Genomic DNA, 26,494 nt, shown 5'->3' on the forward strand with positions numbered 1-26,494 from the left:
CGCGCCCATCCGCGGACAATGGCCCCTCATCGCGCCGGGGGGCCCGCATGCACGACGACCTGATCGACCGGATCTACGAATGCTCGGTGGTTCCCGAGGCATGGCCGACGGTGCTCGACGATGTCGCGGCGCTCGCGCAGTCGACCGGGGGGCTGCTCTTCTCAGCGCGCAAGGCGCTGCACTGGACCGCGTCGGAGAGCGTCGCCGACGCCTTCGACGCCTATGTCAACGACGGCTGGTTCGGGAAATGCAGCCGCCGCGTCTGCATCATGAGCCAGGAGGCGCCGTCCTTCTTCGTCGAGCATGATTTCTGGGATGAGGAGCAGCTGAGCGCCGATCCGGTGTACCGCGACTTCTTTCGCCCGCGCGGGCTCGGCTGGTCGGCGGGAACAGGGCTGCATTTGCCCACCGGCGACAATATCGTCTTCAGCGTCGAACGCGCGTTCGACGGCGGGCCGATCGAGCCCGAGAATGTCGCGCGGCTGAACGGCATCCGCCCGCATCTGGCACGCAGCGCGCTGGTCAGCGCGCGCCTGCAGCTGAAGCGCGCGCAGGGCGCGACCGAGGCGCTCGCGGCGCTGCAACTGCCCGCCTTCCTGCTCAGCGACGCCGGCGAGGTGGCCGAGGCGAGCGCCATGACCGACGCCGTCGCCGGGCAGATCGTCTGGGGTGCCAAGGGGCGGCTGCGGCTGAACGACAGGAAAGCCGATGCGATCCTGACCGACGCGCTCGCGGGGCTGGCGCAGGGCGGTGAGAGCATAGTGCGGTCCTTCCCGATCCGCGGCGCGTCGGGGCAGCCCGAGCTGGTCGCGCATATCGTCCCGGTGCGGCGCAGCGCGCACGATGTGTTCGGCGACTCCTACGCCTTGATGCTGCTGGTCCCCGTCGCCTCGGAGCGTGCGCCGTCGGCGACGCTGATGCGCTCGCTATTCGACCTGACCCCGTCGGAAGCGCGCGTCGCCACGGGGATCGCGGGCGGCGAAACCCCCGAGGCGATCGCCGCGGCGGGCGATGTCGCGATCAGCACGGTGCGCAGCCAGCTGAGCCGCGTGCTCGAAAAGACCGGCTGTACGCGGCAGGCCGATCTCGCGTCGCTGCTCGCGCGGATCGCGGTCACGACGCCGCACTGAGAAATCGCGATCCATCCTCCATATGAAGGATGCGGGCAGCGTCCAGGGCATCGATAAGGCCTGCAACTGCCGGCCCTTCTGCGACCCTGGGACGTCAGTCAGCGGCACTCCGGCAGCGATGCGGGGGTGCCGCTTTTCGTTTCGGGCACGCGGAAATCGCGCCGCCCCTTCCCTCGGCTGTCGAGTTAATTTACAGTTTACCATAAGCCCGCGGCGGTGAATCCCCGATTTGCGTCACTGGCACGGCTCTTGCTGGATAAATGGTGATGCTGAAGAAAATCGGACGCCTGTTCGTCATCAAGACCAAGTTCGAGGCTTGCCTCATCATCTATGCGCTCGGCGTCGGCGCGATCGCGCGCGGGATGATCTATATCGACGAATATCCAGGGTTCGGCGGCAAGCTGCTGCTGCTCGCGTGCAGCGGCTCGGTGTTCCTGGCGGGGGCGAAGATCTTCGACTGCCTGCGCTACGAAAAGGCCGAGCGCGAGGCGGCGGCGGCGCAGCAGCCCGCCTGACGACCAAAGCGGACTTTCGCCGGTCACCAAAAACTGCCAAGGCACGGGCCATGAGCAGGATCAGCGGCAAGCCCGTCCTCAGCACAGAACATGTCTATGGCCTGACGCTGCGCGTCGCGCGCTGGCGCGTCGGGGCGCCGGGCACGCCTTTGCTGTTCCTCAACGGCATCGGCGCCGATATCGGCGCGGCGGCGCCGCTGCTCGCACAGATCGTGGGGCGCGAGGTGTGGACGCTCGACATGCCCGGCGTCGGCGGCTCGCCCGACGCCCTGATCCCCTATGGCGCGCCGACGATGGCCGCGGTGGTGATGGAAATCGCCAGCCGAATGGGCCAGCAGCAGGTCGACCTCGCGGGGTTCAGTTGGGGCGGCGCGTTGGCGCAGCAGATTGCGGTGCAGTTTCCGGGGCGCGTGCGCCGGCTGGTGCTGATGGCGACGACGCCGAGCGTCGCGGCGCCGGGGATCGGCTGGGCGGCGCTGCTCGACGACGACATGCTGGCGAGCGGGCTCAAGCTGCCGACCGCGACGCCGCTGGGGCTCGCCTATCAGAGCATGGCGATGGCGGGCTGGACGAGCGCGCCGCTGCTGCCGCAGCTGAGGGGCGTGCCGACTCTTATCCTGATGGGGCAGAATGACGGCGTCGTGCCCGCGTGCCACGGCCAGACGATCGCCGAATTGATCGACGGCGCGGAGCTGGAGGTGGTGCCGGGGTCGCACCTCTTCCCCTTCACCCATGCGGCGGCGATTTCGACGCGGATCAGTTCGTTTCTGGACCAGCCGGCGCGGGCACAAGCCGCCGCTTGAGGAAGTCGGCGATCGCCGCGGCGGTCGCATCGGGGGCTTCCTCCATCGGCAGATGACCGATGCCGTCGAGCAAGACGACTTCCGACCCCGCGATCCGCTCGTGGAAGGTCTGGGCGGCGGTCGCGTTGATCAGCTTGTCCTGCTTGCCGAAGAGGATCAGCGTGGGCGCCTTGATCTCCCCCACCCGCGCCGCCATCGCGGGTTCGCGGTCCAAACGCGCGCGCAGCACCGTCGCCTCGCGGTTGCCGGGGAAGCGGAGCAATTCCCAATAGCGGTCGATCATCGGCTCGTCGACGATGCCCTGTTTTTCGACCGAGCCGCGCAGCGACTGTTCGACGAGCATGCGCGGGGTGATCCGCGTCGCGAGCCAGCGGCCGAGCGGATATTCGAGCACGCGGAAGCCGATGTTCGATTCGGGGCGCTTCTCGCCCTTGCGCAGCGGCATGCCGCTAGCGTCGAGCAGCAGCAGCGCGTCGACGCGGCCCGGATGGCCGAGCGCATAGCGCCACGCGACCCAGCCGCCCATCGAATTGCCGCCGAGGACGAAGCGGTCGAGCCCGAGCTTCGCCGCGACGACGTCGACCGCCGCGGCCATGCCGTCGGCGCCATAATCCTTGTCGGGGGTGCCGCCGGTGAGGCCGTGGCCGGGCAGGTCGAGCGTGACGACCCGGTAGTCGGCGCCGAGCCGCTTCACCAGCGGCTCCCAGGTGTGGAGGCTGGCGTTCGAGCCGTGGAGCAGGATGATCGCGGGGCCGTCGCGCTTGCCCTGATCGCGGTAGTGGATGCGCTGGCCGGCGGGGCCCGCGACGAAGGTCGCCGCGGGGCCGCCATATTTGGCGATCATCGCGTCGCGGTCGGTGTCGGGCGTGCGGAGCCACAGAAAGGCGGCGAGGAGCGCGAGCAGCAGCCCGAGCGGGATCAGCACGCGCTTGCGCCGCATCATCGGGCGCGGCGGCAGCGGCTCATATTCGTCGTCGTCGCTCATCGTGCCTCCCCAGACCCTGGGGAGACACTAAGGACCGGAGGCGGGGCGCGTCAACCGACGCGCTTGACCGCCCCCTTGTGCGCACCGACCTTGCCGCCGCGGGGGCGGAAGCGCCGCTTGCGCTGCGGCTGGCCGTCGGCGGCGCCGTCGCGGCGCGGGCCACGGTCGCCGCGCGGCTGACCGTTGCCACGATTGCCCTCGCCGCGCCCGGCGAGCGCGTCGTCGCGCTGGCGCTGCGGGTTGCGGCCCTTGCTGCCGGTGTCGCGCGGCGGGGCCGCGGGCTTGGGCAGGTTGCGCACGAGTTCGTTGAAACCCTCGGGCAGCGCCATCGGTTCGGACTTGGTCCGGGTGACGCGCTCGATATCGCGAAGATAGGTGCGCTCGTCGGGGGCGACGAAGCTGATCGCGATGCCCTCGGCACCGGCGCGCGCGGTGCGGCCGATGCGGTGGACATATTGTTCGGGCACGTTCGGGATCTCGAAGTTGATCACATGGCTGACCCCCGACACGTCGATGCCGCGCGCGGCGATGTCGGTCGCGACGAGCAGGCGCACCTGGCCCGAGCGGAAGGCCTGGAGCGCGGTGGTGCGCTGCGCCTGGCTCTTGTTGCCGTGGATCGCATAGGCTTCGATGCCCGCACCCTTCAGGTGGCGGACGACGCGGTCGGCACCATGCTTGGTGCGCGTGAAGATCAAGGCACGGTCGATGTCCGACGTCTTGATGACGTGGTGGAGCAGCGCCTGCTTTTCCTTCTGTTCGACGAAGGTCGAGAACTGGCGGATCTTTTCGGCGGTGGTCGCCTGCGGCGTCACCGACACGGTCACCGGATCCTCGAGGAACTGTTCGGCGAGATGCGCGATTTCCTTCGGCATCGTCGCCGAGAAGAACAGATTCTGGCGGCGCGACGGCAGCAGCTTGGCGATGCGGCGCAGCGAGTGGATGAAGCCCATGTCCATCATCTGGTCGGCCTCGTCGAGGACGAAGATCTCGACATCGTCGAGGCGCAGCGCGCGCTGGTCGATCAGGTCGAGCAGGCGGCCCGGCGTGGCGACGAGGATTTCGACGCCCTGGCTAAGGTCGCGGATCTGCTTGTTGATCGGCACGCCGCCGAAGACGGTCGAGACGCGCAGCTTGGTGAAGCGGCCATAGTCGCGGCAGCTCTGCGCGATCTGCGCGGCGAGTTCGCGCGTCGGCGCGAGCACGAGCATGCGGCAGCTGCGCGGGTTGGTCTTGTGCGGATAGGTGATCAGGTGATGGATCGAGGGCAAGGAAAAGCCCGCGGTCTTGCCGGTGCCGGTCTGCGCGATGCCGCACAGGTCGCGGCCCTTCATCAGCGGCGGGATCGCCTGCATCTGGATCGGGGTCGGCTGGGTATAATCCTTGGCGGCGAGCGCACGGTTGATGTCGGCGTGCAGGCCAAAGTCGTTAAAAGTCGTCATAAGATACTCACAATGGGCGACGCGCACAGCGTCCGTTCGCGTCGAACGGACGGCGCACGGCCGCGGGTTCGAAACGACCCGCGTGAAAGGGTGCCTCTGGGGACAAAGCGCCGGTCCGGCTCGTCCCGCACCTGAAAGCGGGCGGGAAAATCACGCTGCCGGTGGTTGCGGCGGGGAAGCCCGCCATGCTGCGCTGCACAACATATGGCATGGGTTGCGCGAAATTGCAAGATTATTGCTTGGGTATCACGGGAAGAAGGAAAAGGATTCGCGCAAAGGCGCAGAGCTCGCCGAGATTTGGTTCACGCGGAGGCGCGGAAAAAAGGGCTGATTGGCGGCTTTGCCGCTATTTTCTTTTCCCTCTGCGATCTGTGCGCCTCTGCGCGCAATTTTCATCCCCGCGTCTCCGCGCCTCCGCGTGAACCCTTGTCCTGACCCAACGCCTTTGGCAGACACTCCGGCAAAGAGAGGGGATGTGTTTTGGCCGAAAAGATCATCGTCATCGACGAGGGCACGACCTCGACCCGCACGATGCTTTTCGGCGCCGACGGCACCCCGCTCGGCAGCGCGCAGCGTGAGTTCAAACAGCATTATCCGGGGCCGGGGCTCGTCGAGCATGACGCGGCCGAAATCTGGGACGCGACGCTCGCCTGCACGCGCGAGATGGTGGCGCAGGCGGGCGGTGCCGACGCGGTCGCGGCGATCGGGATCACCAACCAGCGCGAGACCGTGGTGTTCTGGGACCGCGCGACCGGCGAGCCGCTGGCGCCCGCGATCGTGTGGCAGGACCGGCGCACCGCCGCCGACTGCGCCGCGCTCAAGGAGGCTGGCCACGAGGCAGCCGTTCAAGCGAAGTCGGGACTGCTGCTCGACCCTTATTTTTCGGGCAGCAAGATCGGCTGGGCCCTCCGGAACTGGCCGCAATTGCGCGAGGCAGGCGACCGGCTCGCGGTCGGGACGATCGAATCCTATCTCGTCTATCGCCTGACCGGGGGGGTGCATGTCAGCGACGCCAGCAATGCGTCGCGCACATTGCTGATGGACATCAACGGCAGCGGGGGCTGGGACGGCGAGCTTTGCGACCTGCTCGGCGTGCCGATGGCACTGCTGCCCGAAATCACCGGCTGCACCGCGACCGTCGGCACGACCGACCCCGCACTCTTCGGCGGCGCGATTCCGATATCGGGCATGGCGGGCGACCAGCAAGCGGCGGCGATCGGCCAGGCGTGCCTCGCGCCGGGCCAGACCAAGGCGACCTTCGGCACCGGCGCCTTCATCCTGTCGGCGAGCGGCACCACGCGCCCCGTTTCAAACAACCGCCTGCTTGCGACGGTGCTGGTGCAGGAAGGCGATGTCCGGTCCTACGCGCTCGAGGGGTCGGTGTTCGTTGCGGGGAGCCTGATCAAATGGCTGCGCGACGGGCTGGGGCTGCTCGCGAGTGCGGGCGAGAGCGAGGGACTCGCGCGCTCGGTCGACGACAATGGCGGGGTCTATCTGGTCCCTGCCCTCGCCGGGCTCGGGGCGCCGCACTGGCGGCCCGACGCGCTCGCGGCGCTGTCGGGCCTCAGCTTCGCGAGCAGCAAGGCGCATGTCGCGCGCGCCGCCCTCGAGGCGCAGGCCTATCAGGCGCACGACCTCAAAGCCGCCTTCGCCGCCGACGGGGTCGACTGGGCGGAACTCCGCATCGACGGCGGCATGGCCGCGAACGACTGGATGGCGCAGGATCTGGCCGACATGCTCGATCTGGTCGTCGAGCGGCCGGGCTTCGTCGAGAGCACGGCGTTGGGCGCGGCGATGCTGGCGGCGACGGGGGCCGGGCTCTATCCCGACTTAACGAGTGCGGCGCAGGCAATGCGCGGCACCGCTACGCGCTTCACGCCCGCGCTGGAGGCCGGGAAACGCAAAGCGCGCCTTGCCGGGTGGCAAAGCGCGCTTGCAAAGGTCCTCGGCTGACGCCGAAGCGCTAATTAACGCTTGAGGGTGAGACCACCGAAGCGCTTGTTGAACTTCGCGACCTGACCGCCGGCGTCGAGCAGACGACCGGTGCCGCCGGTCCAGGCCGGGTGCGCCGTGGGGTCGATTTCGAGCGTCATCACGTCGCCCTCTTTGCCCCAGGTCGAGCGCGTCTGATATTCGGTGCCATCGGTCATCTTGACCGTGATCATGTGATAGTCGGGGTGAATGTCTTTTTTCATGTCCTGGGCTCCTGTGCCGCTGGTTTCCGACCAGCAGCGTGAGTCGATGCTTCCCCGCCAAGGGCCGCGAAGCGGCGTCCCCTAACGGCGAAAGCTGGATTTGGCAAGTGGTGGTTAGTCGCTCGGCGGGTCGGCGATCATCGCGGTGAACTGGCATTCGGTCGCGAGGCTGTCGCCGAGCATGGCGCGGCCCTCGAACTTGCAGATGTTGCGCTTCGCCTGGAGAATATTGACGTGGAGGTCGAGCAGGACGCCGGGTTCGACCGGCTTCCGGAACTTCACCCCATCGATCCCCATGAAATAGACGAGCTTGCCCGAGCCGCCGAGGCCGAGCGATTCGACCGCGAGGATGCCGCCGGCCTGCGCCAGCGCCTCGACGATCAGGACGCCGGGCATGATCGGCCGGCCAGGGAAATGCCCTTGGAAAAAGGGCTCGTTCATCGTCACCGCCTTGACCGCGTGGATCGAGGTGTCCTTCACCATCGATTCCACCCGGTCGACGAGCAGCATCGGATAACGATGCGGCAGCAGCGTCAGGATCCGGCGGATATCCACCGGACCCATGGCGCCGTCCATATTTTCCCCGTCCGCCACGATCTTAGCGGGTGGTCGGCGCGCTGCCGGTCGGCGCCGGGGCGGCCGGGGTGCCCTGCGCCGCGCGGGCGGCGTCCATCAGCTGCTGGTTGCGCTGCTGGACGAGCTGGCCCGGCTGATAACCCGCGGGCACCGCGATCGAGACATTGGGCAGGATGCGGTTGATTTCGGTCACCACCGCGTCGGTGATGTCGACATTATTCTCGCGCGCGAGAACGGCATCGGGGTTGAGCAGCAGGTCGATCTTCTTCGCGGTCATCGCGGCCTTGATCGCCTCGTTCATGCGGACGCTGATCTGGTCCTCGACATAGGCGACGGCGAGTTCGACGGGGGCGCCGATCTGGCCGAGCTCGGTGCTCGCGGCCTGGCGCTTGTCCTGCACGGCCTTGGCCGCCGCCTGGAGCGCGGTCTGGTTCTGCGGGCTCTTCTTCGCTTCCTCGTTATATTTGGCGATGAGGACGTTGACCTCTGCCTGCAGCGTCTGCGCGCGCGTGTTCTGCTGGTCGATCTGCGCCTTGTAGGTCGTTTCGATCTGCTGCGACGCGGTGGTGAAGGCGTTCGAGCGGGCGGCGGCGACGCGGACGTCGGCGACGGCAACGCCCTTCGCCTGCGCGAAAGCCGGGGCGGCGAGCATCGGCGAAACCGACAGCGTGGCGATCGCCAGCGCCGATGCAACAAGAATTTTCTTCATTAGAATTGGGTTCCTACGTTGAATGAGAAGCGTTTGGTGTCATCGCCCTCTTCTTTGCGAAGGGCGTAAGCGAAATCGATCCGGAAAGGACCGAATGGAGAGTTCCAGTTGACGCCGGCGCCGATCGCGACGCGCGGCAGCCAGGTGTCGCCGAAGAAGCGTTCCTCGAACGGATCGAGACGCGTGAAACTGGTCGGACAGGTCGTATATTGCCCCGTTCCGGTCGTGACCCCGTTGACCGTGGTCGTCGTTTCGGTCGCGAACTGCCGGGTCCCATTGGCCGCGTTGCGGCAGAGCGACTTGGTCAGGCCGAAACCGGGCGCGTTGGGATCGGTTTCCCTGAAGTCGGCGAGCGTCGTCAGCGACGGGCGCCGCACCCCGAACACCGAGCCGACGTCGAGGAAGATCGACGGCCGCAGCCCCAGTTCCTTCGCGCCCGTTCCGAGCGGAATGTCGAGTTCGATCCGGCCCTGGTAATAGGCACGGCCGCCGAGCGCGTCGTCGATCTGTCCGCGATTGTCGGACTCGGTGATGACCACCGGGGCGGCCGGATTGGTATTGTCCACCGAATAGCGGATCACCCGCGGTCCGACCCCGCGGATGTCGAAGCCGCGCATCTGCGGCTCGCCGAGGAAGAAGCGATCGGTCAGGCGAACCTTGTCGCTCGTCGGGGTCGGGCGACCGCCGAAGGGATAGATATAGCCGCCCTCGGCCGAGAAATTGAGGATGAAACGGCTGCCGAGGTTGAAATGCTTCGACGCGTTCGCGCGGGTGCGGACATATTTGACGCTGCCGCCGAGGCCGGCAAAATCCTGGCTGAGCGAAAGCGACTGGCCGCGCGTCGGGCGCAGGCGGTTATCGCGATCGTCATAGGCGATGGTGTAACCGAGCAGCGAGGTCGTGCGTTTGCCGATCGCGTCGCACAGATAGCGGCCCGCTACGAGCGGGTCGCACTCGCCGCCGAAATAATAGAGCGAGCGGTCGAGCGTGACATCGTCGAAATTGAGGCTGTAGCGGCCGAATGCCGACAGATATTCGGTGAGCGGCACGCCGACGGTAACCTGCGCGCCGGTCGTCACCTGCTGGAAGGTCGTGCGGCGGTCGTTGTCGATGAAGTTGAACGAGTTCAGGTCGCGGCGATAGACGCTGCCGCCGATCGAGATGTTGCGGTCGAACAGATAGGGTTCGGTGAAGCCCAGCTCGACCGATTTCGAATAGCTCGAATAGTTGACCGACGCCTGCAGCTGCTGGCCGAGGCCACGGAAGTTGCGCTGGCGGACCGACGCCTGAAGCAGGAAATTCTCGATCGACGAGAAACCAGCCGACAGCGAGAGTTCGCCCGTCGGCTTTTCCTCGACATTGGTTTCGAGGATGATGCGATCGGGGGCGCTGCCCTCCTTGCGCTCGATCTCCAGATTTTCCTGGAAATAGCCGAGGCTGTTGATGCGGTTCTCGGTGCGCTTGACGCCGAAGCTGTTGAAAGCGTCGCCCTCGTTCAGGCGGAACTCGCGGCGCACGACCTTGTCCTGCGTCAGCGTGTTGCCGTTGACGTCGATGCGCTCGACGTACGTCCGCGGGCTCTCGGCGACGTTGAAGGTGATGTCCATCGTCCGCGTTTCGGGATCGCGGCGGAATTCGGGGTTGATGTCGGCAAAGGCGTAGCCGAACAGGCCCGCGGTCTCGCTGAGGCTTTCGACCGTATCCTCGACCTGCTTGGCGTCGTACCAGTCGCCTTCCTTCATCGGCAGCAGCGTCTTCAGCGCCTCCGGCCGGAAATCGCGCAGCTCGCTTTCGACGTCGACCTTGCCGAATTTGTAGCGCTCGCCTTCCTCGACCACATAGGTGATGATGAAGTCCTGCTTGTTGCTGGTGAGTTCGGCGACCGCCGAAATCACGCGGAAGTCGGCATAGCCGTTCGACAGGTAGAAGAGACGGATCTTCTGCTGGTCATAGGCGAGGCGGTCGGGATCGTAGCTGGTATTCGACGACAGGATCGTCAGCAGCCCCGATTCCTTGGTCGCCATCTCGTCCTTGAGGTCGCCGTCGCTGAACTTCTCGTTGCCGATGATGTTGATCTGGCGGACCTTCGACTTCGGCCCCTCGTTGATTTCGAAGACGACGTCGACGCGGTTCTGGTCGAGCGAGACCATCTTGGGCTCGACGGTCGCGGCGAAGCGGCCCTGGCGCTTGTAGAGCTCGATGATGCGCGCGACATCGGCGCGGACCTTCGAGCGGGTGAAGATCTGGCGCGGCGCGAGCTTGATCTCGGGCCGGATCTTGTCTTCCTTGAGGCGCTTGTTGCCCTCGAGGATGACGCGGTTGATCACCGGGTTTTCCACGACCTGGATCGTCAACGCGCCATTGTCGTCGTTGATCTGGAAATCCTTGAACAATTCGGTCGAGGCCAGGTCCTTCAGCGCCTGATCGAGCGTCGCGCGGTTATAGGTCTGGCCGACGCGGAGGCGGAGATAGGACAGGATCGTCTGCGCCTCGAGCCGCTGGTTGCCGGTGACGGTGATCGAGCGGACGGTGGTCGCCGCGGGGACGGCCTCGGCTGCGGGCGCCGGAACCGTCGGGGCGGGCACGACGGGAGGCTGGACGCCCTGCGCCAGCGCGGGGCCCGCGAGCATCGTTCCAGCCATGAGGAACGCAGCCAAACGCGCCTGCGCCGAAAATTTGTGTGAAGCCACGCTGTTCATCCCGCAAAAATACTCAAAAAAGCGACGAACCCGCTTGCCCACGGGTCCGCGCGCACTCCTGCCCCAGTCCGCTTATCCAATCAAGCGCGCGATCCGGTCCCAAACCCCGATTGAGCCCAAATCGTTGAAAGTCACGACCAGCATCAGCGTGACGATCGCCGCAAAGCCGAAACGAAAGGCCCATTCCTGAGCCTGCGGTGGCGCCGGCCGCCGCCGCACCGCTTCATAGCCGTAAAAAAGCAAATGGCCACCATCGAGCATCGGCAATGGCAAGAGATTTATGAACCCCAGATTGATGGAGATGAGCGCGATGAAGTAGATCAGCACCTGCGGCCCCAGCGACGCCGCCTCGCCCGACACCTTGGCGATCTTGACCGGGCCGCTGAGATCCTTGATCGAACGGTTGCCGGTGAGGAACTGGCCGAGCACGTCGAGCGTCTGGCGGACGATCTGGACCGTCTGGCGCACCGCCACCCGGGGCGCCTCGACCAACGGCACGGGTTCGAACACCGGCGGCCCCGGCGAAATGCCGATCACGGCGCGTTCGATGTCGTTGCCGAACGGATCCTTTTCCTTGATCAGGCGCGGCGCGAGCCGGATCGTCCGCTCGGCGCCCGCCCGATCGATCCGGATGTCCATCATCTCGCCGGGCCGGTGCTCGACGGATTTCTGGATATCGGTGAAGCGCTCCATGGCGCGGCCGTCGATCGACAGGATGCGGTCGCCCGATTGCAGCCCGGCGGCAGCGGCCGCCGACCGGGGCTCGACGGTGCCGATCAGCGCGGGGTTGGTGGCAACCCCGCCGACCCAGGCGAAGCCCGCGAGGATCAGGATCGCGAAGAGGAAATTGGTCACCGGCCCCGCGGCGACGATCAGCGCGCGCTTCCACACCGGCTGGGCGGGAAAGGTGTGCGACCGTTCTTCGGCGGGCAGCGACTGCCACTCGGCATCGGGCTGGCTGACCGCGTCGCGGTCGCCCGCGAACTGGACATAGCCGCCCAGCGGCAGCCAGCCGATCTTCCATTCGGTGCCGCGCTTGTCGGTCCAGCCGAGGATGCGGCGGCCGAAGCCGATCGAGAAGGTCTCGGCCTTCACCCCGCACCAGCGCCCGACGATATAATGGCCATATTCGTGCACGAACACGAGCGGCCCGAGCACGACGAGGAAGGCCAGCACGGTGAAGAGGAAACCCGGAGACTCAAGCATGTTCGTATCGGTCCACAAAATGCTGCGCGGCCGCGCGCGATGACGCATCGACGCTGAATATGTCGTGAAGCGATGCCGGGGCGGCGGGCGCTTCGGCATCGAGCACGCGCCGCACCGTATCGACGATCGCGGGGAAGGAAATACGGCCCGCGAGGAAGGCGGCGACCGCCACCTCGTTCGCGGCGTTGAGCTGCGCCGGGCGCGCGCCGCCCTCGGCAATCGCGGCGCGGCAGAGCGCGGTCGCGGGGAAACGCAGTTCGTCGGGCGCCTCGAAATCGAGCCGCGCGATGCTGGCGAGGTCGAGCGGCGCGCAGGGCGTCGCCATCCGGTCGGGCCAGGCGAGCGCGCTGCTGATGGGAATCCGCATGTCGGGTGAGCCCAGCTGCGCGAGCGTCGAGCAGTCGACATATTCGACGAGGCTGTGAATCACCGATTGCGGGTGGACAAGGATCTCGATGCGGTCGAGCCCGACGGGGAACAGGTGGAACGCCTCGATCAGTTCGAGGCCCTTGTTCATCATCGTCGCTGAATCGACGCTGATCTTTGCGCCCATCGACCAGTTGGGATGCGCGACCGCCTGTGCCGGGGTCACGCGCGCCATGTCGGCGGCGCTCATTGTGCGGAAGGGGCCGCCGCTCGCGGTCAGGATGATGCGGCGCACCTGCTCGATCCGGCCGCCCGCGAGGCACTGGAAGATCGCGTTATGCTCGCTGTCGACCGGCAGGATCGGTGCGCCCGAGGCGCGCGACGCGGCGGTCATCAGTTCGCCGGCAGAGACCAGAGCTTCCTTGTTGGCGAGCGCCACCGGGGTGCCCGCTTCGAGCGCGGCCATCGTCGGGGCGAGCCCCGCGCAGCCGACGATCGCCGCCATCACGAGGTCGGTGGGCGCCTGCGCCGCCGCGACCAGCGCGTCGGCGCCCGCGGCGGCCTCGATCCCCGTCCCCGCGAGCGCCTCGGCGAGGTCGGCGTAGCGCGCCTCGTCGGCGATCACCGCGATTGCGGGGCGGAATTCCTTGGCAAGCTTTGCCAGTTCGGCGACGTCGCTGTTCGCGGTGAGCACCGCGACCTGCCAGCTCTCGCCGTCGCGGCGCACGAGGTCGAGGGTCGATTGCCCCACCGATCCCGTCGCACCGAACAGCGAGAGGCGGCGCGTCATGTCAGTGCGCCGTCCGCACGATGAGGTCGCCCGCGAAGGCGAGGCCGCCGAGGATCAGCGCAACCGGCAGCAGCCCGTCGACGCGGTCGAAGACGCCGCCATGACCCGGAATCAGCTTGCCCGAATCCTTGACCCCGGCGCGGCGTTTCATCCAGCTCTGACCGAGATCGCCGAGCTGCGCGAGCAGGCCCATGATCAGGCCGATCCACAGCGGCACACCGATGATGCCCGCGCGATCGCCGAGCGTCGCGCCCGCGACGAGCGCGGCGATCATGCCGCCGAACAGCCCAGACCAGGTCTTCGACGGGCTGATTTTCGGCGCGAGCCGCGCGCCGCCGAAGGCGCGCCCGGCGAAATAGGCGCCGATGTCGGTCGCCCACACCATCGCGAACACCCAGAGCGCCGCGGTCATGCCGAGCGTGTCGCGGATGAACCAGAGGCCGCCGATCGCGCCGATCGTCAGCACGGGGCCGAGGATCATGAGCGCGCCCTTGGCGCCGCCCGAAAGCGTCATCGCGCGCACCAGCGCAAACCATTCGACGAGCAGCAGCGCCGCCCCGACGAGCAGCAGCAACGCGAAGGCGATGCCGCCGAACCACAAAGCCGCGCCCGCGATCGCGAGCAGCACGACCGCCGATCCGACGCGCACCATCAGGTCCGATTTGCCCGCCGCCATAATCTAAAGTCCCCCGTAGCGGCGTTCGCGCCGCGCAAATTGGTCGAGCGCCGCCTGCAGATCGGCGGGTGCGAAATCGGGCCATAGCTTGTCGGTGAAATAAAGCTCGGCATAGGCCGATTGCCACAGCAGGAAGTTCGACAACCGCACCTCGCCCGAGGTGCGGATGAGCAGGTCGAGCGGCGGCATGTCGGCGGTGTCGAGATGCGCCTCGATCGCCTCGGCGGTGATCGCACCCGCGGCGGCGGCTGCACTCGCCGCGCGCACCAGTTCGTCCTGCGCGCCGTAATTGAGCGCGACCGCGAGCGTCGTGCGCTTGTTGCCCGAGGTGCGCTCGAGCGCATTGTCGATCATCGCGACGACGTCGGGCGCGAGCGCGCGCCAGTTGCCGATGACCTTCAGCTTCACGTCGTTCGCGGCGAATTCGTCGAGGTCGGAGAGGATGAAGCGCTTCATCAGCCCCATGAGGTCGCTCACCTCTTCCTCGGGCCGTTTCCAGTTCTCGGAACTGAAGGCGTAGAGCGTCAGCGCCTCGAGCCCCATGTCGCCCGCGGCGCGGACGATCGTGCGCACCGCCTCGACCCCGGCCTTGTGCCCGGCGACGCGCGGCAGCAGCCGCTTCTTCGCCCAGCGGCCGTTGCCGTCCATGATGATTGCGACATGGCGCGCGCCTTGGGTCATCGGTTTAGCCCAGGATTTCCTTTTCCTTGGCGGTCGCGGCGGCGTCGATCTCGGCGATCGTGCTGTCGGTCAGCTTCTGGACGTCGGTTTCCGACCGCTTGCGCTCGTCCTCGCTGATTTCCTTCTTGTTCTCGTCGGTCTTGAGATTGTCCATGCCGTCGCGGCGGACGTTGCGGACCGCGACGCGCGCCTTTTCGGCATATTGCCCGGCGAGCTTCGACAGTTCCTTGCGGCGCTCCTGCGTCATTTCGGGGATCGGCAGGCGCAGGGTCTGGCCGTCGACGATCGGGTTGAGGCCGAGGCCCGCCGAGCGGATCGCCTTGTCGACCGGGCCGACGTTCGACTTGTCCCACACCTGCACCGACAGGAGGCGCGGTTCGGGCGCGCTGACCGAGGCGACCTGGTTCAGCGGCATGTGGCTGCCATAGACCTCGACCGTCACCGGATCGAGCAGCGCGGTGTGTGCGCGGCCGGTGCGCAGGCCCGCGAGGTCGCTCTTCAGCGATTCGACCGCGCCGTGCATGCGGCGCTCGAGATCGGCCTTGTCATATTTCGCCATGATGTCTTCCTCTCTTATGCGTTTCCGGCGGCGTCGCTGACGACGGTCGAGACACCCTCGCCGGCCAGCACGCGCGCCAGATTGCCCGGCTCGCGGATGTTGAACACCACGATCGGGATATGATTGTCGCGGCACAGCGCGACCGCGCTGGCGTCCATCACCTTCAGATTGTCGGCGAGCACGCGGTCGTAGCCGAGCGTGTCGTAACGCACCGCGGCCGGATCCTGCTTGGGGTCGGCGTTGTAGACGCCGTCGACGCTGGTGCCCTTGAGCAGTGCATCGCACTTCATCTCGGCGGCGCGCAGCGCGGCGCCGCTGTCGGTGGTGAAATAGGGCGCGCCGACGCCCGCGGCGAAGATCACGACGCGGCCCTTTTCGAGGTGGCGTTCGGCGCGGCGGCGGATCACCGGCTCGCACACCTTGTCCATCTCGATCGCCGACTGGACGCGCGTCTGGACACCGAGCTGTTCGAGCGCATTCTGCATCGCGAGCGCGTTCATCACCGTCGCGAGCATGCCCATATAATCGGCCTGCGCGCGGTCCATGCCCTTGGCGGCGCCCGCCATGCCGCGGAAGATGTTGCCGCCGCCGATGACGAGGCAGATTTCGAGCCCGCTGTCCTTGGCCTGCTTGACCTCGGCCGCCATGCTCGCGACCGTCTCGGGGTCGATGCCGAAGGGGGTCGAGCCCATCAACGCCTCGCCCGACAGCTTGAGCAGAATGCGTTTCATGCCGGGCAATGCCATGTCGGGGGGAACCTCTCGCTACTCTATATATGCGAATGGCGCGCACCCTAGAGCGGGCACGCGCCATTGCCAAGCGGACTGCCGCGCCAAGGCGCAGCAATCCCGCGTTTCTTTTTAGACGCCGGCGACCGCCGCGACTTCCGCCGCGAAATCGCTTTCTTCCTTCTCGATGCCTTCGCCGAGCTGGAAGCGGGTGAAACCCTTGAGCGTGATCGTCGCGCCGACGTCCTTGCCGGCAGCGGCGACGACTTCGGCGACCGGGGTCTTGCCGTCCATCACGAACAGCTGCGACAGCAGCGCATTTTCCTTGCGGAACTTGGCGATCGAGCCGTCGACCATCTTGGCGACGATGTCGGCGGGCTTGCCCGACTGCGCGGCCTTTTCTTCGGCGATCGCACGTTCGCGCGCGACGAGGTCGGCGTCGAGGTCGTCGCCGTTCAGCGCCAGCGGGTTGGCGGCGGCGACGTGCATCGCGAGCTGCTTGCCGAGCGGTTCGAGGACGTCGGCGCCCGCGGTCGATTCGAGCGCGACGAGCACGCCGATCTTGCCCATGCCCGGCGCCGCGGCGTTGTGGACATAGGCGGTGACGACGCCCGAGTTCACCGACATCACGGCCGAACGGCGCAGCGACTGGTTCTCGCCGATGGTGGCGATGTTCTGCGTCAGCGCTTCGGCGACCGTGCCGCCGGCCGGGTAAGCGGCAGCGGCGAGCGCTTCGATGTCGGTGATGCTGCCGGCGAGCGCCACGCTGGTGACGTCGCGGACGAAGGTCTGGAACTGCTCGTTCTTGGCAACGAAGTCGGTTTCGCTGTTGACCTCGACCATCGCACCGCGGGTGCCGTCGGTGGCGACACCGACCAGGCCCTCGGCGGCGACGCGGCCGGCCTTCTTGGCGGCGGCGGCGAGGCCCTTGGTGCGCAGCCAGTCGATCGACGCTTCGATGTCGCCATTATTCTCGGCGAGCGCCTTCTTGCAGTCCATCATGCCCGCGCCGGTGCGGTCGCGCAGTTCCTTGACGAGAGCGGCCGTAATCTCAGCCATGGGATAATCCTTTCCATAGGGGCGAGCCGATAGGGCCCGCGGGACGCCCGCGCGCATGGCGGGGCGATAAGTCAAACCGATGACAGGGACGGCGCGAGCGTGCTGTCGCGCCGTCCCGTCATGCGAGCGCGCTTAGGCGTCGCTCTGGCGTTCGGTTTCGGCGGCGGCTTCGGCCGGGACCTGTTCGTCCTCGGTCACCGGAGCGGCGGCTTCTTCGGTCAGCGCTTCTTCGGCGACGGGCTCGCCGGCCGCGCCCAGGTCTTCGCCGCGGTCGGCGCGGGCCTGCTGGCCGCCACGCGTCGCGGCCTGGGCCACGGCGTCGCAGTAGAGGCGGATGGCGCGCGCGGCGTCATCGTTCGCCGGAACCGGGAAGGCGATGCCGTCGGGCGAGACGTTCGAATCGAGAATCGCGACGACGGGGATGCCGAGGACATTGGCTTCCTTGATCGCCAGCTCTTCCTTGTTCGCGTCGATCACGAACATCACGTCGGGAATGCCGCCCATGTCGCGGATGCCGCCGAGGCTGAGCTCGAGCTTGTCGCGCTCGCGGGTGCGGTTGAGCACTTCCTTCTTGGTCAGGCCCGAGGTGTCGCCGGCGAGCTGCTCTTCGAGCGTCTTGAGGCGCTTGATCGAGTTCGAGATCGTCTTCCAGTTGGTGAGCATGCCGCCCAGCCAGCGGTGGTTGACGAAGTGCTGACCCGACGCGCGAGCCGCATCGGCGATCGGGCCCTGCGCCTGGCGCTTGGTGCCGACGAACAGCACCTTGCCGCCGGCGGCAGCCGAGGCCGACACGAATTCGAGCGCGCGCGCGAACAGCGGCACGGTCTGCGACAGGTCGAGGATGTGGATGCCGTTGCGCGCGCCGAAGATATACGGCTTCATGCGCGGGTTCCAACGGTGGGTCTGGTGGCCGAAGTGGGCGCCAGCTTCGATAAGATTCTGCATCGTGACGACAGGGGCCGCCATGGTCTTTCTCCTTCCGGTTGGTCCTCTGGAAAGCAAGAACCGGGGTCCGCAAGCGGATGACCCGGCACCGGTTTATGTGCGCCTTCCATGTGGAATGGGCGGGCCGTTAGCGGCAGCCGCGGCCAAAAGCAAGGGCCAAGCGGCACTTTTCGTCGCATCGGCACCCATCGCCCGCGACGCGGACGGACTCGTCCCGGCGACAAAATGACTCCATTCGTCGCAAAGGGCTTGAGAACAAAACAGGAACATGGAACGATTTGCGTAACGAAACCGTCACCGATGGGCATGGTTTCGCACAAAGAAACCGGAAGGACAAGATGATGGTTCAGGTCGCTGCCGCTCTCCTCTTCGCCATTGCCGCCGGGCTGGGCATCACCGTCATCCTGGCGATGCTCAAGACGAACGAGAATGCGATTCTCTCGTCGCTGCTCGGCGAAGGCGCCTTTCCGATCCAGAACACCCCGCATCCGGGACCCGCGGCCAACGTCGTCAAATTGCGCCAGCGCGGCGATCGCCGCGACGCGCCCCGGACGGTGCGCTTGACCGGCCGCGCCGAGCCGCAGCTCAGCCGCGCCGCCTGACCCGCGCGTAGCTCGCGATGCCGAAGGGCAGCAGCGTCAGATAGACCGCGCACACCCCGAGCAGCGTCCACCAAGGCGCGGTCACCAGCGCTGCGCCGAACAGCCCGACCCCGGCCAGCGCGAACAGCCTCCACGAGCGGCGCAGGCGGAACGACGACCAGCTGTAGGTCGGGATCGCCGAGATCATCAGCATCGCGACGCCGATCGCCCAGGGCATGACCACATACCATTCACGGAACAGGTCGTTCTCGGTCACCAGCCACAGATAGACCGGGACGAAGGACAGCCCGGCCCCCGCGGGCGCCGGGATGCCGGTCATGAAACCCGCCGACTTGTGCGGCTGGAAATCGGCATCCATGCGCGAATTGAAGCGCGCGAGGCGGAGCGCGCAGCAGACCGCGAGCGCGAGCGCCGCGGTCCAGCCGAATTTCGGCGCCTCGTCGAGCGACCAGAGGAAGAGGATCATCGCCGGCGCGACGCCGAAGGCGATCACGTCGGACAGCGAATCGAGCTCGGCACCGAATTTGCTCTGCGCGTTGAGCAGGCGCGCGATGCGCCCGTCCATGCCGTCGAGCACGCCGGCGAGCACCACCGCGCCCACCGCATATTCGAACTGCCCGCCGATCGCGAAGCGGACCCCGGTCAGTCCGAAGCAGAGCGCGAGGACGGTGATCGCGTTGGGCGGAAAGGCGCGCAGGCTGATCCCGCCGATACGGCGCCCCGCGGCATCCGCCGGAACCTCCTCGCGCTCGGCCATATTATTGCCCGATGCCGTCGATGACCCCGGCGGTGCCGATCCGCGCAACGACGGTCTCGCCCGCCAGCGTGCGCTGGCCGAGCAGCACCTGCGGCGTCGTGCCCGCGGGCAGATAGACGTCGACGCGGCTGCCGAAGCGGATCAGCCCGATGCGTTGGCCGGTCGACACCTCCTGCCCCATGCTGACGAAGGGCAGGATGCGCCGCGCGACGAGCCCGGCGATCTGGGTGAAACCGACACGCAGGCCATCGGCGCGCTCGACGACGAAATGCTGGCGCTCATTCTCCTCGCTCGCCTTGTCGAGGTCGGCGTTGACGAATTTGCCCGGGATATAGACGATCTTGCGCAAGGTGCCCGCGATCGGGGTGCGGTTGATGTGGACGTCGAACACGCTCATGAAGATCGAGACGCGCAGCATCGGCGCGGCGCCGAGCCCGTCGGCGCCCGCGATCTCGGGCGGCGGCGACACTTCGGCGATCTGCGTGATCAGCCCGTCGGCGGGCGCGACGATATACTCGCTGCCGACCGGGGTGACGCGCACCGGATCGCGGAAGAAGGCCGCGACCCAGACGGTCACGCCCAGCATCAGCCAGGGCACGATCGGCCAGCCGAGCAGGAAAAAACAGAGGGTGACGATCGCCGCGATCAGGACGAATTTGCGCCCCTCGGGATGGATCGAGGGCCAGTGCCACTTGATACCGCCACCGGGGCGGTTGGAAGAGATGGAAGACATGGGGGCTTCTTCTAGGGTCGCGATCTCCTACTGACAACGGAATAAGCCGCGCGACGTTCCCTCGATGAGCCACCGTGGCGTTTGACCAAAGCCTCGGCTTTGCCTAAGGCCCGCTGCAAATCGACTCCCCAAGGAAAAGGCACGCATATGGGCAAGATCAAGGTAGCGAACCCGGTCGTCGAACTCGACGGCGACGAAATGACGCGGATCATCTGGCAGTGGATTCGCGAGCGCCTGATCCTCCCCTATCTCGACGTCGATCTCCATTATTACGACCTCGGCATCGAGGAACGCGACCGCACCGACGACAAGATCACCGTCGAAGCCGCCAACGCGATCAAGAAATATGGCGTCGGCGTGAAGTGCGCGACGATCACCCCCGACGAAGCCCGCGTCGAGGAATTCGGCCTCAAGAAGATGTGGAAGTCGCCGAACGGCACGATCCGCAACATCCTGGGCGGCGTCGTGTTCCGCGAGCCGATCGTGATGAAGAACGTACCCCGGCTCGTCCCCGGCTGGACCGACCCGATCGTCGTTGGCCGTCATGCCTTCGGCGACCAGTATAAGGCGACCGACTTCCGCGTCCCCGGCCCCGGCAAGCTGCGCCTGGTGTTCGAGGGCGAGGACGGCACGCTGATCGACGAGGAAGTGTTCCAGTTCCCTTCGGCGGGCGTCGCCATGGGCATGTACAACCTCGACGATTCGATCCGCGACTTCGCGCGCGCCAGCCTGAACTACGGCCTCGCCCGCGAATGGCCGGTGTATCTGTCGACCAAGAACACGATCCTCAAGGCCTATGACGGCCGCTTCAAGGATCTGTTCGAGGAAGTGTTCCAGGCCGAATTCAAGGCGAAGTTCGACGCGCTCGGCATCGTCTACGAACACCGCCTGATCGACGACATGGTCGCCTCGGCGCTCAAGTGGAGCGGCAAGTTCGTCTGGGCCTGCAAGAATTACGACGGCGACGTCCAGTCGGACACCGTTGCGCAGGGCTTCGGCTCGCTCGGGCTGATGACCAGCGTGCTGATGACCCCCGACGGCCAGACCGTCGAGTCCGAAGCGGCGCACGGCACCGTCACCCGCCACTATCGCATGCACCAGCAGGGCAAGGCGACCTCGACCAACCCGATCGCCTCGATCTTCGCCTGGACCGGGGGCCTCAAGCACCGCGGCAAGCTCGACGACAATGCCGCGCTGGTGAAGTTCGCCGACGACCTCGAAAAGGTCTGCGTCGCGACGGTCGAGAGCGGCAAGATGACCAAGGACCTGGCGCTGCTGATCGGTCCCGATCAGAACTGGCTGACCACCGAGGGTTTCTTCGAGGCGATCGTCGAAAATCTCGAAGCCAAGATGGGCGCCTGACAAACAAGCAAAAAGCTTGAGATAGCTATCTAGCCAAGGGGGGCCGGCCTGCATAAGGTCGGCCCCTATGGTATCGGAAACCGACACTTCGGCCATCGGCAACGCGCTGGTGGTCCTCGGCGCCGCGGGCGTCGTCATCCCCGCCTTCGCGCGCTTCAAGATTTCGCCGGTGATCGGCTTCATCCTCGTCGGGCTGCTCGTCGGCCCGTCGGGGCTGGGGGCGCTCGCGGGCGATTATCCCTGGCTCGAACATGTCACCATTGCCTCGACCGAGGATATCGCGCTGTTCGGCGAGCTCGGCATCGTGCTGCTGCTCTTCTCGATCGGGCTCGAGCTGTCGTTCCGGCGCCTGTGGCAGCTGAGGAAACTGGTGTTCGGCATCGGCGCCGCCGAACTGTTCCTGGCGGGCGCGATTCTCGGCACCGCGCTTCTCCTGTTCGGCAATCATTCGACCGCGGCGGCCTATGGCCTCGGCATCGCGCTGGCGCTTTCGTCGACCGCGCTGGTGCTGCCGATCGCGGGGACCAAGTCGGCGGTCGGGCGCGCGAGCTTCTCGATGCTGCTGTTCGAGGATCTCGCGCTCGTCCCGATCATCTTCGTCCTCGCCGCCCTGTCACCCACCGCATCGGGGGACAGCGCCGAACTGCTGTTTACCACGCTATGGCAGGGCGCGGCGGTGGTCGCGGCGCTGGCGATCGGCGGCTGGTTCCTGCTGCCGCGGATCTTCGCGCAGGCCGCGCGCGCCAAGGATCCCGAGCTGTTCCTCGCCGCGAGCCTGCTCGTCGTCATCGTCGCCGCGCTCGCGACCGCCGCGGTCGGGCTGTCGCCGATCGTCGGCGCGCTGCTCGCGGGGCTGATGATCGCCGAGACCGAATATCATGAGGAGGTCGAGGCGATCACCGCGCCCTTCAAGGGCCTCGCGCTCGGGGTGTTCCTGATCAGCGTCGGCATGGGGCTCAACCTCAAAACGATCGCCGCGCAATGGCCCGCGCTGATCGGCGCGGTGGTCGGCGTCGTGCTGGTCAAGGCGTTGGTCACCGCAGCGCTGCTGCGCTTTTCGGGCGCGGCGCGGCGCGGGACCGCCGCCGAGGTCGGCCTGCTGATGTCGAGCCCGTCGGAAACCACCCTCATCGTGCTCGCGACCGCGCTGCAGGCGCAGCTGATCAGCCGCGACACCGCCGAATTCTGGCAGATCGTCACCGCGATCGGGCTGACGATCACGCCCTTGCTGGCGCGCGTCGGCCACGACATCGCGCGGCGGATCGAGATGCGCAGCGGCGAGAGCCAGGACGAGGAAACGCCCGAGGGGCGCACCGTCGTCGTCGGTTTCGGCCGCGTCGGCCACACCGTCGCGCAATTGCTGCGCGAGCATGGCCGTCCCTACATCGCCGTCGACGCCGACATCGACACCGTCGCGGCGGCGCGGCGCGAGGGGTTTGTCGTGCGCTTCGCCGACGTCGCGCGGCCGGGCAGCCTCGACAAGCTGGGTATCGAGAGCGCGCATGCGATCGTGCTCACGATGGACGATCCGGTCCAGCAGCTGCGCATGACCAAGGCGATGCGCCGCAAATATCCCGACCTGCCGATCATCAGCCGCGCCCGCGATTCGGACCATGCCGCCGCGCTCTACCAGGCGGGCGCCACCGACGCGGTGCCCGAAACGCTCGAAAGCTCGCTGCAACTCGCCGAGGCGGTGCTGATCGACCTCGGCGTCGCGATGGGACCGGTGATCGCCTCGATCCACGACGTGCGCGCCAAGATGCGCCACGACATCATGACCAAGGGCGCGTTGGAACGCGAGCCGCGCATTCGCCGGGTGCGGCGCCCGGTCGAGGGCAGCGACCCCGGCTAACTCGGAGGCTAGCGGCCGCCCGCCGCCCCCGCGGGCTTGTTTTGCGCCGACGCCTCGGCGAGCGTCATGCCCGCGGGCAGGATCGCGAGCGACCATTGTTTCGCGGGTACCAGATATTGCTTCGCGAGCCGCTGGATGTCGGCGGCGGTCACCGCGGCGATGTCCTGCTCCATCGACAGCGCCGAGGCGGCGACGCGCGGGTCGCGCGTCGCGCCCTCGAGCAGGTACATCCAATAGACATTGCCCGTCGAGGCGCGCGTCACCTGTTCGCGGATCGGTCCGGCGTTGCGCGCGAGTTCGTCGGCGCTGACCGGATTGGCGGCGAGGTCGGCGGCGATGTCGCGTGCGATCGCATAGAAGCCGTCGATGTCCTTGGGCGCGAGCAGGCTGCCGACGAGCAGGTAACCGCCCGTGTCGAAGCCCGTCGGCCAGTGATTGTCGACCACCGGACCATAGCTCGCGCCCTGATCGGCGCGGAGGCGGTCGAACAGCCGGTCGTTGAAGATCGCGCCGAGCACGTCGAACGCGCGCGCGTCGCGCGGATTGGCGAAGCCGCCGCTGGTCGGCCAGGCGGTCATCGCCGCCGCCTGCCCCTTGTCGCCGCGGTGATAGGCGAGCGCGGGGGTGGCGACGTGCGGCGCGAAGGCGACCGTCTGGCCGCCCGCAGGCAGGATCGCCTTGCGCGGCGCCAGCGCACCGAGCGTCTCGGAGAGGATTTTCCGGTAATCGACCGCCGACAAGTCGCCGAAGACCTGCACCTCGATCGGCCCGCTCGCGAGCCGCGGCTCCCAGAAGGCGCGGAAGGCGGCCGGGGTCAGCGCTTCGATCGCCGCCTTGTCGGGGGGCGACCAGCGCTTGTCGTCGGCGGTGAGCCAGCCGCGCAGATTGCGATCGAGCACCGCGTTGGGGGTCGCATCGTTGAGGTCGTAGCCGGTGAGGTAGCCGATGCGCAGCCGCTCGACCGGCGCCGCGTCCCAGCGCGGGCTGGCGAGCTTCGCCGCGATCAGCCGCAGCTGATCGTCGAGATCCTCGGGCTTGCTTTCGGCCGACAGTTCGAAGGCGTCGTCGTCGATCGCGAAGTTGAGCTGGATCTGGCGCCCGTTGGTGATCGCGTCGATCTCGTTCTGCCCCCACGGGCCGACGCCGCTCGCGACCACGGCATAGTCGCCGGTCCAGAGCAGGTTGGGCTCGTTCGCCGCAACGCTGCGGTTGCCGGTGCCGAAGCGGACATTGACGCGCACCTTGCCCGGCTCGACCATATTGTTCGAGACGAGCGCGGTGACGCCGTTGCCGAATTCGAGCCGCTCGGCGCGCAGCCCCAGCAGCCGCTCGGTCTTGACGACCGGGGTCGGGGTACCGAGCGCGGGGAGTTGGTTGAAATTGACGTCGGCAGCGGCGAGCCGGTCGTCGCGGATCACCGCGGGCGCCTTGAGCGCGGCGAGCAGCGCGGGCTGGCCGCCGGCGATCGGGGTCGGAGTGGTCAGCACGACGCGCGTGGCTTCGCCCGAGAAGATCGCCTTGCTGATGTCGAGCATGACCGCAGGCGTTGCCGAGGCGCGGATTGCGGCGAACATGTCGACCTGTCCCTGCGGGCTGGTCACCGTCTCGCCGATGTCGACCGCGCGCACCATGTCGTCGGCGAGCCGCGCGCCGGGTTCGTTGCGGGCGTTCTGGAGCTCCTTGACGAGGAACGCCTGAATCTCGTTCGCCTCGCGGTCGATATCGGCCTGCGAGGGCGGGTTCTGCGTCGCGTCGGCGATCACCCCGCGGACGTCGGCGAGCGCCGCCTTCCAGTCGCCGAGCGGCACGATCTGCGCCAGCGTGACGTCGGCGCTACGGCTGACATATTGCTGCTCGGCGGTCGCCACCAGATAGCTGCCGCCCGCGCGCGCGCGATTCTCGAGCCGCCGGTTGACCAGCGCGATCGACAGGAATTCGAGATAGAGCCGCCGCGTGTTCTCGACCGTGTCGATGCGCTTGATCCACGGGCGGACCATCGCCAGCGTCAGCGCCGGGGGCTGGTTCGCCTCGACGATCGACAGCGCGGCGGGCGCCTTCGGGTCGGGCTTGCCGAAATCGGGCTGCTTGGGCGCCGGACCATCGGCTTTCCAGTCGCCATAATATTTGGCGATCAGTCGTGCGAATTCGGCAGGGTCGCCGTCGCCGACGATGACCACGACGGCGCGGTCGGGGCGATACCAGCGATCGTGGAACGCCTTGACCGTATCGGCGCGCGCGGCGGCGAGCGATTCATAGGTGCCGATCGGCGAGCGGTCGCCGAGCAGCTGGCCGGCGAAGAGGTGCGCGTTGGTCGCGTCGGCGATTCGCTTTTGCGGCCCGTCCGATTCGCGCAATTCGGACTGGACGACACCCCGTTCGGCGGCGACGGCGGCGTCCGAGATCAGCGGCTCGCGGACCATGCCCGCGAGCAATTTCATGCTTTCGTCGAGCGTCGCCGGGGTCGCACTCGGCAGGTCGAGTTGATAGGCGGTCTGCGTCGGGGTGGTCTGCGCGTTGCTGTCGCTGCCAAAGCTGACCCCGAAGCGCTGCCAGATGCGCTTCGCCTCGCCGTCCGGAATATGCTCGGACCCGCGGAAGGTCAGATGTTCGAGCAGATGCGCAAAGCCGCGCTCGCCCTCGGTTTCGAACATCGAGCCGACGTCCATGCGCACGCGGATCGACACCTGCCCCGGCGGCACGCCGTTGTTGCGCACCGCATAGCGCACGCCGTTGGGCAGCTCGCCGAACTGCCACGCAGTGTCGCGCGGGATGTCGCTGCCTTCGTAGAGCCAGCTGTCGGGCTGGACCTGGACGGTGCCGGCCCCCTGCTGCGCGAGCGCGACGGGCGACGCCGACAGCAGGGCGGCGGCGATGCCGGCGGAAAGGAAGGAACGGGCGAAGCGCGGGGGCGGCGCGGACAGGCTGGACATTGCCCCATCTTAACGCGTGTGAACCTTGCTCGCCACTGAACTGTCACGCGGCTTGCTCTCTTCGCCGCATCTGCCTTAGGGTCCGTACCCCATTAGAGCGCCGTCGAGGTTTGAAGCAAAATGGCCCAGTGCGAGGAGAGAAGGCGAAGACATATGTCGATATTTCGAGACTTCTCGACGAAGCAATGGGCCATTTT

The 26,494-nt window shown here is 67.3% G+C and carries 25 protein-coding genes; 7 read left to right on the forward strand and 18 right to left on the reverse strand.

The annotated features are described in order from the left end of the window. Positions 1-47 precede the first annotated feature (47 nt). The 3 genes from ATE62_RS08380 to ATE62_RS08390 all read left to right on the forward strand — a co-directional run bounded on the left by ATE62_RS08380 (position 48) and on the right by ATE62_RS08390 (position 2,448). A complete protein-coding gene (locus ATE62_RS08380) occupies positions 48-1,130 on the forward strand; it encodes a helix-turn-helix transcriptional regulator (protein WP_058806341.1) in 1,083 nt (360 codons plus the stop codon). Between the two features lie 266 nt (positions 1,131-1,396). After that, positions 1,397-1,645 (forward strand): hypothetical protein, encoded by a 249-nt coding sequence (locus tag ATE62_RS08385; protein WP_058806411.1) that lies wholly within the window; start codon positions 1,397-1,399, stop codon positions 1,643-1,645. A gap of 50 nt (positions 1,646-1,695) precedes the next feature. Then, positions 1,696-2,448, forward strand: coding sequence for an alpha/beta fold hydrolase (locus ATE62_RS08390; protein WP_058806342.1), 753 nt, complete (start codon positions 1,696-1,698; stop codon positions 2,446-2,448). Here ATE62_RS08390 and ATE62_RS08395 read toward each other — a convergent pair. The 3 genes from ATE62_RS08395 to ATE62_RS23585 all read right to left on the reverse strand — a co-directional run bounded on the left by ATE62_RS08395 (position 2,402) and on the right by ATE62_RS23585 (position 5,268). After that, positions 2,402-3,433 carry an alpha/beta fold hydrolase gene (locus ATE62_RS08395; protein ID WP_058806343.1) on the reverse strand — a complete coding sequence of 344 codons (1,032 nt, stop codon included), beginning with the start codon at positions 3,431-3,433 and terminating at the stop codon, positions 2,402-2,404. The genes ATE62_RS08390 and ATE62_RS08395 overlap by 47 nt on opposite strands. 50 nt (positions 3,434-3,483) lie before the next feature. Beyond that, a complete protein-coding gene (locus tag ATE62_RS08400) occupies positions 3,484-4,872 on the reverse strand; it encodes a DEAD/DEAH box helicase (RefSeq protein WP_058806344.1) in 1,389 nt (462 codons plus the stop codon). A 246-nt stretch (positions 4,873-5,118) separates the two neighbouring features. Further along, positions 5,119-5,268 carry a hypothetical protein gene (locus ATE62_RS23585; protein WP_156420388.1) on the reverse strand — a complete coding sequence of 50 codons (150 nt, stop codon included), beginning with the start codon at positions 5,266-5,268 and terminating at the stop codon, positions 5,119-5,121. Positions 5,269-5,352: 84 nt separating this feature from the next. Here ATE62_RS23585 and ATE62_RS08405 point away from each other — a divergent pair, with 84 nt between their 5' ends. Then, a complete protein-coding gene (locus tag ATE62_RS08405) occupies positions 5,353-6,825 on the forward strand; it encodes a glycerol kinase (protein WP_058806345.1) in 1,473 nt (490 codons plus the stop codon). 14 nt (positions 6,826-6,839) lie between these two features. On the opposite strand, the gene rpmE is transcribed toward ATE62_RS08405, so the two are convergent. The 12 genes from rpmE to rpsB form a co-directional block, all read right to left on the reverse strand. After that, entirely contained in the window at positions 6,840-7,067 is a 228-nt protein-coding gene (gene rpmE, locus ATE62_RS08410; RefSeq protein WP_058806346.1) for a 50S ribosomal protein L31, read from the reverse strand. Between the two features lie 114 nt (positions 7,068-7,181). Next, complete coding sequence (fabZ, locus tag ATE62_RS08415; RefSeq protein WP_058806347.1) at positions 7,182-7,643, reverse strand: 3-hydroxyacyl-ACP dehydratase FabZ; 462 nt, start codon at positions 7,641-7,643, stop codon at positions 7,182-7,184. A 22-nt stretch (positions 7,644-7,665) separates the two neighbouring features. After that, positions 7,666-8,352 (reverse strand): OmpH family outer membrane protein, encoded by a 687-nt coding sequence (locus ATE62_RS08420; RefSeq protein ID WP_058806348.1) that lies wholly within the window; start codon positions 8,350-8,352, stop codon positions 7,666-7,668. After that, positions 8,352-11,051 carry an outer membrane protein assembly factor BamA gene (gene bamA / locus ATE62_RS08425; protein ID WP_058806349.1) on the reverse strand — a complete coding sequence of 900 codons (2,700 nt, stop codon included), beginning with the start codon at positions 11,049-11,051 and terminating at the stop codon, positions 8,352-8,354. The genes ATE62_RS08420 and bamA overlap by 1 nt, the downstream gene beginning before the upstream one ends. Before the next feature lie 72 nt (positions 11,052-11,123). Then, entirely contained in the window at positions 11,124-12,257 is a 1,134-nt protein-coding gene (gene rseP / locus ATE62_RS08430; RefSeq protein WP_058806350.1) for an RIP metalloprotease RseP, read from the reverse strand. Beyond that, positions 12,250-13,413 (reverse strand): 1-deoxy-D-xylulose-5-phosphate reductoisomerase, encoded by a 1,164-nt coding sequence (locus ATE62_RS08435; protein WP_058806351.1) that lies wholly within the window; start codon positions 13,411-13,413, stop codon positions 12,250-12,252. The genes rseP and ATE62_RS08435 overlap by 8 nt, the downstream gene beginning before the upstream one ends. Position 13,414: 1 nt before the next feature. Next, entirely contained in the window at positions 13,415-14,089 is a 675-nt protein-coding gene (locus tag ATE62_RS08440; protein WP_058806352.1) for a phosphatidate cytidylyltransferase, read from the reverse strand. 3 nt (positions 14,090-14,092) lie between these two features. Beyond that, positions 14,093-14,770 (reverse strand): polyprenyl diphosphate synthase, encoded by a 678-nt coding sequence (gene uppS, locus ATE62_RS08445; RefSeq protein ID WP_058806353.1) that lies wholly within the window; start codon positions 14,768-14,770, stop codon positions 14,093-14,095. 4 nt (positions 14,771-14,774) lie between these two features. Next, complete coding sequence (gene frr, locus ATE62_RS08450) at positions 14,775-15,329, reverse strand: ribosome recycling factor (protein ID WP_058806354.1); 555 nt, start codon at positions 15,327-15,329, stop codon at positions 14,775-14,777. Positions 15,330-15,343: 14 nt separating this feature from the next. After that, a complete protein-coding gene (gene pyrH / locus ATE62_RS08455; protein WP_058806355.1) occupies positions 15,344-16,075 on the reverse strand; it encodes a UMP kinase in 732 nt (243 codons plus the stop codon). A gap of 114 nt (positions 16,076-16,189) precedes the next feature. After that, positions 16,190-17,116 carry a translation elongation factor Ts gene (gene tsf / locus ATE62_RS08460; protein ID WP_058806356.1) on the reverse strand — a complete coding sequence of 309 codons (927 nt, stop codon included), beginning with the start codon at positions 17,114-17,116 and terminating at the stop codon, positions 16,190-16,192. Between the two features lie 132 nt (positions 17,117-17,248). Next, complete coding sequence (rpsB, locus tag ATE62_RS08465; protein WP_058806357.1) at positions 17,249-18,082, reverse strand: 30S ribosomal protein S2; 834 nt, start codon at positions 18,080-18,082, stop codon at positions 17,249-17,251. Between the two features lie 317 nt (positions 18,083-18,399). Between rpsB and ATE62_RS08470 the strand changes: the two genes are divergently transcribed. Further along, complete coding sequence (locus ATE62_RS08470) at positions 18,400-18,663, forward strand: hypothetical protein (protein WP_231736203.1); 264 nt, start codon at positions 18,400-18,402, stop codon at positions 18,661-18,663. On the opposite strand, the gene ATE62_RS08475 is transcribed toward ATE62_RS08470, so the two are convergent. Both ATE62_RS08475 and ATE62_RS08480 read right to left on the reverse strand, forming a co-directional pair. Then, on the reverse strand, positions 18,647-19,420 hold the full coding sequence (locus ATE62_RS08475; protein ID WP_058806358.1) for a CDP-alcohol phosphatidyltransferase family protein: 774 nt from the start codon (positions 19,418-19,420) through the stop codon (positions 18,647-18,649). The two genes, ATE62_RS08470 and ATE62_RS08475, sit on opposite strands and share 17 nt — an antisense overlap. A 1-nt stretch (position 19,421) precedes the next feature. Further along, entirely contained in the window at positions 19,422-20,153 is a 732-nt protein-coding gene (locus tag ATE62_RS08480; RefSeq protein ID WP_058806359.1) for a phosphatidylserine decarboxylase, read from the reverse strand. A gap of 147 nt (positions 20,154-20,300) precedes the next feature. Between ATE62_RS08480 and ATE62_RS08485 the strand changes: the two genes are divergently transcribed. Both ATE62_RS08485 and ATE62_RS08490 read left to right on the forward strand, forming a co-directional pair. After that, a complete protein-coding gene (locus tag ATE62_RS08485; RefSeq protein WP_058806360.1) occupies positions 20,301-21,515 on the forward strand; it encodes an NADP-dependent isocitrate dehydrogenase in 1,215 nt (404 codons plus the stop codon). Positions 21,516-21,582: 67 nt separating this feature from the next. Further along, the gene (locus ATE62_RS08490) at positions 21,583-23,367 is read left to right on the forward strand and encodes a cation:proton antiporter domain-containing protein (protein ID WP_058806361.1); all 1,785 of its coding nucleotides are present in this window, start codon (positions 21,583-21,585) and stop codon (positions 23,365-23,367) included. Positions 23,368-23,375: 8 nt separating this feature from the next. On the opposite strand, the gene ATE62_RS08495 is transcribed toward ATE62_RS08490, so the two are convergent. Beyond that, positions 23,376-26,297, reverse strand: a complete 2,922-nt coding sequence (locus ATE62_RS08495) for a M16 family metallopeptidase (protein ID WP_058806362.1) — start codon at positions 26,295-26,297, stop codon at positions 23,376-23,378. Between the last annotated feature and the right edge of the window lie 197 nt (positions 26,298-26,494).

Origin of the sequence: Sphingopyxis sp. HIX, assembly GCF_001468285.1 — a bacterium.
Lineage (GTDB): Bacteria > Pseudomonadota > Alphaproteobacteria > Sphingomonadales > Sphingomonadaceae > Sphingopyxis.

What these genes read in the sequence shown, in the direction of transcription:
- ATE62_RS08435 (WP_058806351.1), bottom strand. Translation starts at nt 13,413, where the DNA reads ATGACGCGCCGCCTCTCGCTGTTCGGTGCGACGGGATCGGTGGGGCAA.
- rpmE (WP_058806346.1), bottom strand. Translation starts at nt 7,067, where the DNA reads ATGAAAAAAGACATTCACCCCGACTATCACATGATCACGGTCAAGATG.
- ATE62_RS08490 (WP_058806361.1), top strand. Translation starts at nt 21,583, where the DNA reads ATGGTATCGGAAACCGACACTTCGGCCATCGGCAACGCGCTGGTGGTC.
- ATE62_RS08495 (WP_058806362.1), bottom strand. Translation starts at nt 26,297, where the DNA reads ATGTCCAGCCTGTCCGCGCCGCCCCCGCGCTTCGCCCGTTCCTTCCTT.
- ATE62_RS08385 (WP_058806411.1), top strand. Translation starts at nt 1,397, where the DNA reads ATGCTGAAGAAAATCGGACGCCTGTTCGTCATCAAGACCAAGTTCGAG.
- tsf (WP_058806356.1), bottom strand. Translation starts at nt 17,116, where the DNA reads ATGGCTGAGATTACGGCCGCTCTCGTCAAGGAACTGCGCGACCGCACC.
- pyrH (WP_058806355.1), bottom strand. Translation starts at nt 16,075, where the DNA reads ATGGCATTGCCCGGCATGAAACGCATTCTGCTCAAGCTGTCGGGCGAG.
- ATE62_RS08475 (WP_058806358.1), bottom strand. Translation starts at nt 19,420, where the DNA reads ATGGCCGAGCGCGAGGAGGTTCCGGCGGATGCCGCGGGGCGCCGTATC.
- ATE62_RS08420 (WP_058806348.1), bottom strand. Translation starts at nt 8,352, where the DNA reads ATGAAGAAAATTCTTGTTGCATCGGCGCTGGCGATCGCCACGCTGTCG.
- ATE62_RS08395 (WP_058806343.1), bottom strand. Translation starts at nt 3,433, where the DNA reads ATGAGCGACGACGACGAATATGAGCCGCTGCCGCCGCGCCCGATGATG.
- ATE62_RS08380 (WP_058806341.1), top strand. Translation starts at nt 48, where the DNA reads ATGCACGACGACCTGATCGACCGGATCTACGAATGCTCGGTGGTTCCC.
- ATE62_RS08400 (WP_058806344.1), bottom strand. Translation starts at nt 4,872, where the DNA reads ATGACGACTTTTAACGACTTTGGCCTGCACGCCGACATCAACCGTGCG.
- ATE62_RS08480 (WP_058806359.1), bottom strand. Translation starts at nt 20,153, where the DNA reads ATGTCTTCCATCTCTTCCAACCGCCCCGGTGGCGGTATCAAGTGGCAC.
- ATE62_RS08485 (WP_058806360.1), top strand. Translation starts at nt 20,301, where the DNA reads ATGGGCAAGATCAAGGTAGCGAACCCGGTCGTCGAACTCGACGGCGAC.
- rpsB (WP_058806357.1), bottom strand. Translation starts at nt 18,082, where the DNA reads ATGGCGGCCCCTGTCGTCACGATGCAGAATCTTATCGAAGCTGGCGCC.
- ATE62_RS23585 (WP_156420388.1), bottom strand. Translation starts at nt 5,268, where the DNA reads ATGAAAATTGCGCGCAGAGGCGCACAGATCGCAGAGGGAAAAGAAAAT.
- uppS (WP_058806353.1), bottom strand. Translation starts at nt 14,770, where the DNA reads ATGACCCAAGGCGCGCGCCATGTCGCAATCATCATGGACGGCAACGGC.
- ATE62_RS08470 (WP_231736203.1), top strand. Translation starts at nt 18,400, where the DNA reads ATGATGGTTCAGGTCGCTGCCGCTCTCCTCTTCGCCATTGCCGCCGGG.
- rseP (WP_058806350.1), bottom strand. Translation starts at nt 12,257, where the DNA reads ATGCTTGAGTCTCCGGGTTTCCTCTTCACCGTGCTGGCCTTCCTCGTC.
- ATE62_RS08390 (WP_058806342.1), top strand. Translation starts at nt 1,696, where the DNA reads ATGAGCAGGATCAGCGGCAAGCCCGTCCTCAGCACAGAACATGTCTAT.
- bamA (WP_058806349.1), bottom strand. Translation starts at nt 11,051, where the DNA reads ATGAACAGCGTGGCTTCACACAAATTTTCGGCGCAGGCGCGTTTGGCT.
- frr (WP_058806354.1), bottom strand. Translation starts at nt 15,329, where the DNA reads ATGGCGAAATATGACAAGGCCGATCTCGAGCGCCGCATGCACGGCGCG.
- fabZ (WP_058806347.1), bottom strand. Translation starts at nt 7,643, where the DNA reads ATGGACGGCGCCATGGGTCCGGTGGATATCCGCCGGATCCTGACGCTG.
- ATE62_RS08440 (WP_058806352.1), bottom strand. Translation starts at nt 14,089, where the DNA reads ATGGCGGCGGGCAAATCGGACCTGATGGTGCGCGTCGGATCGGCGGTC.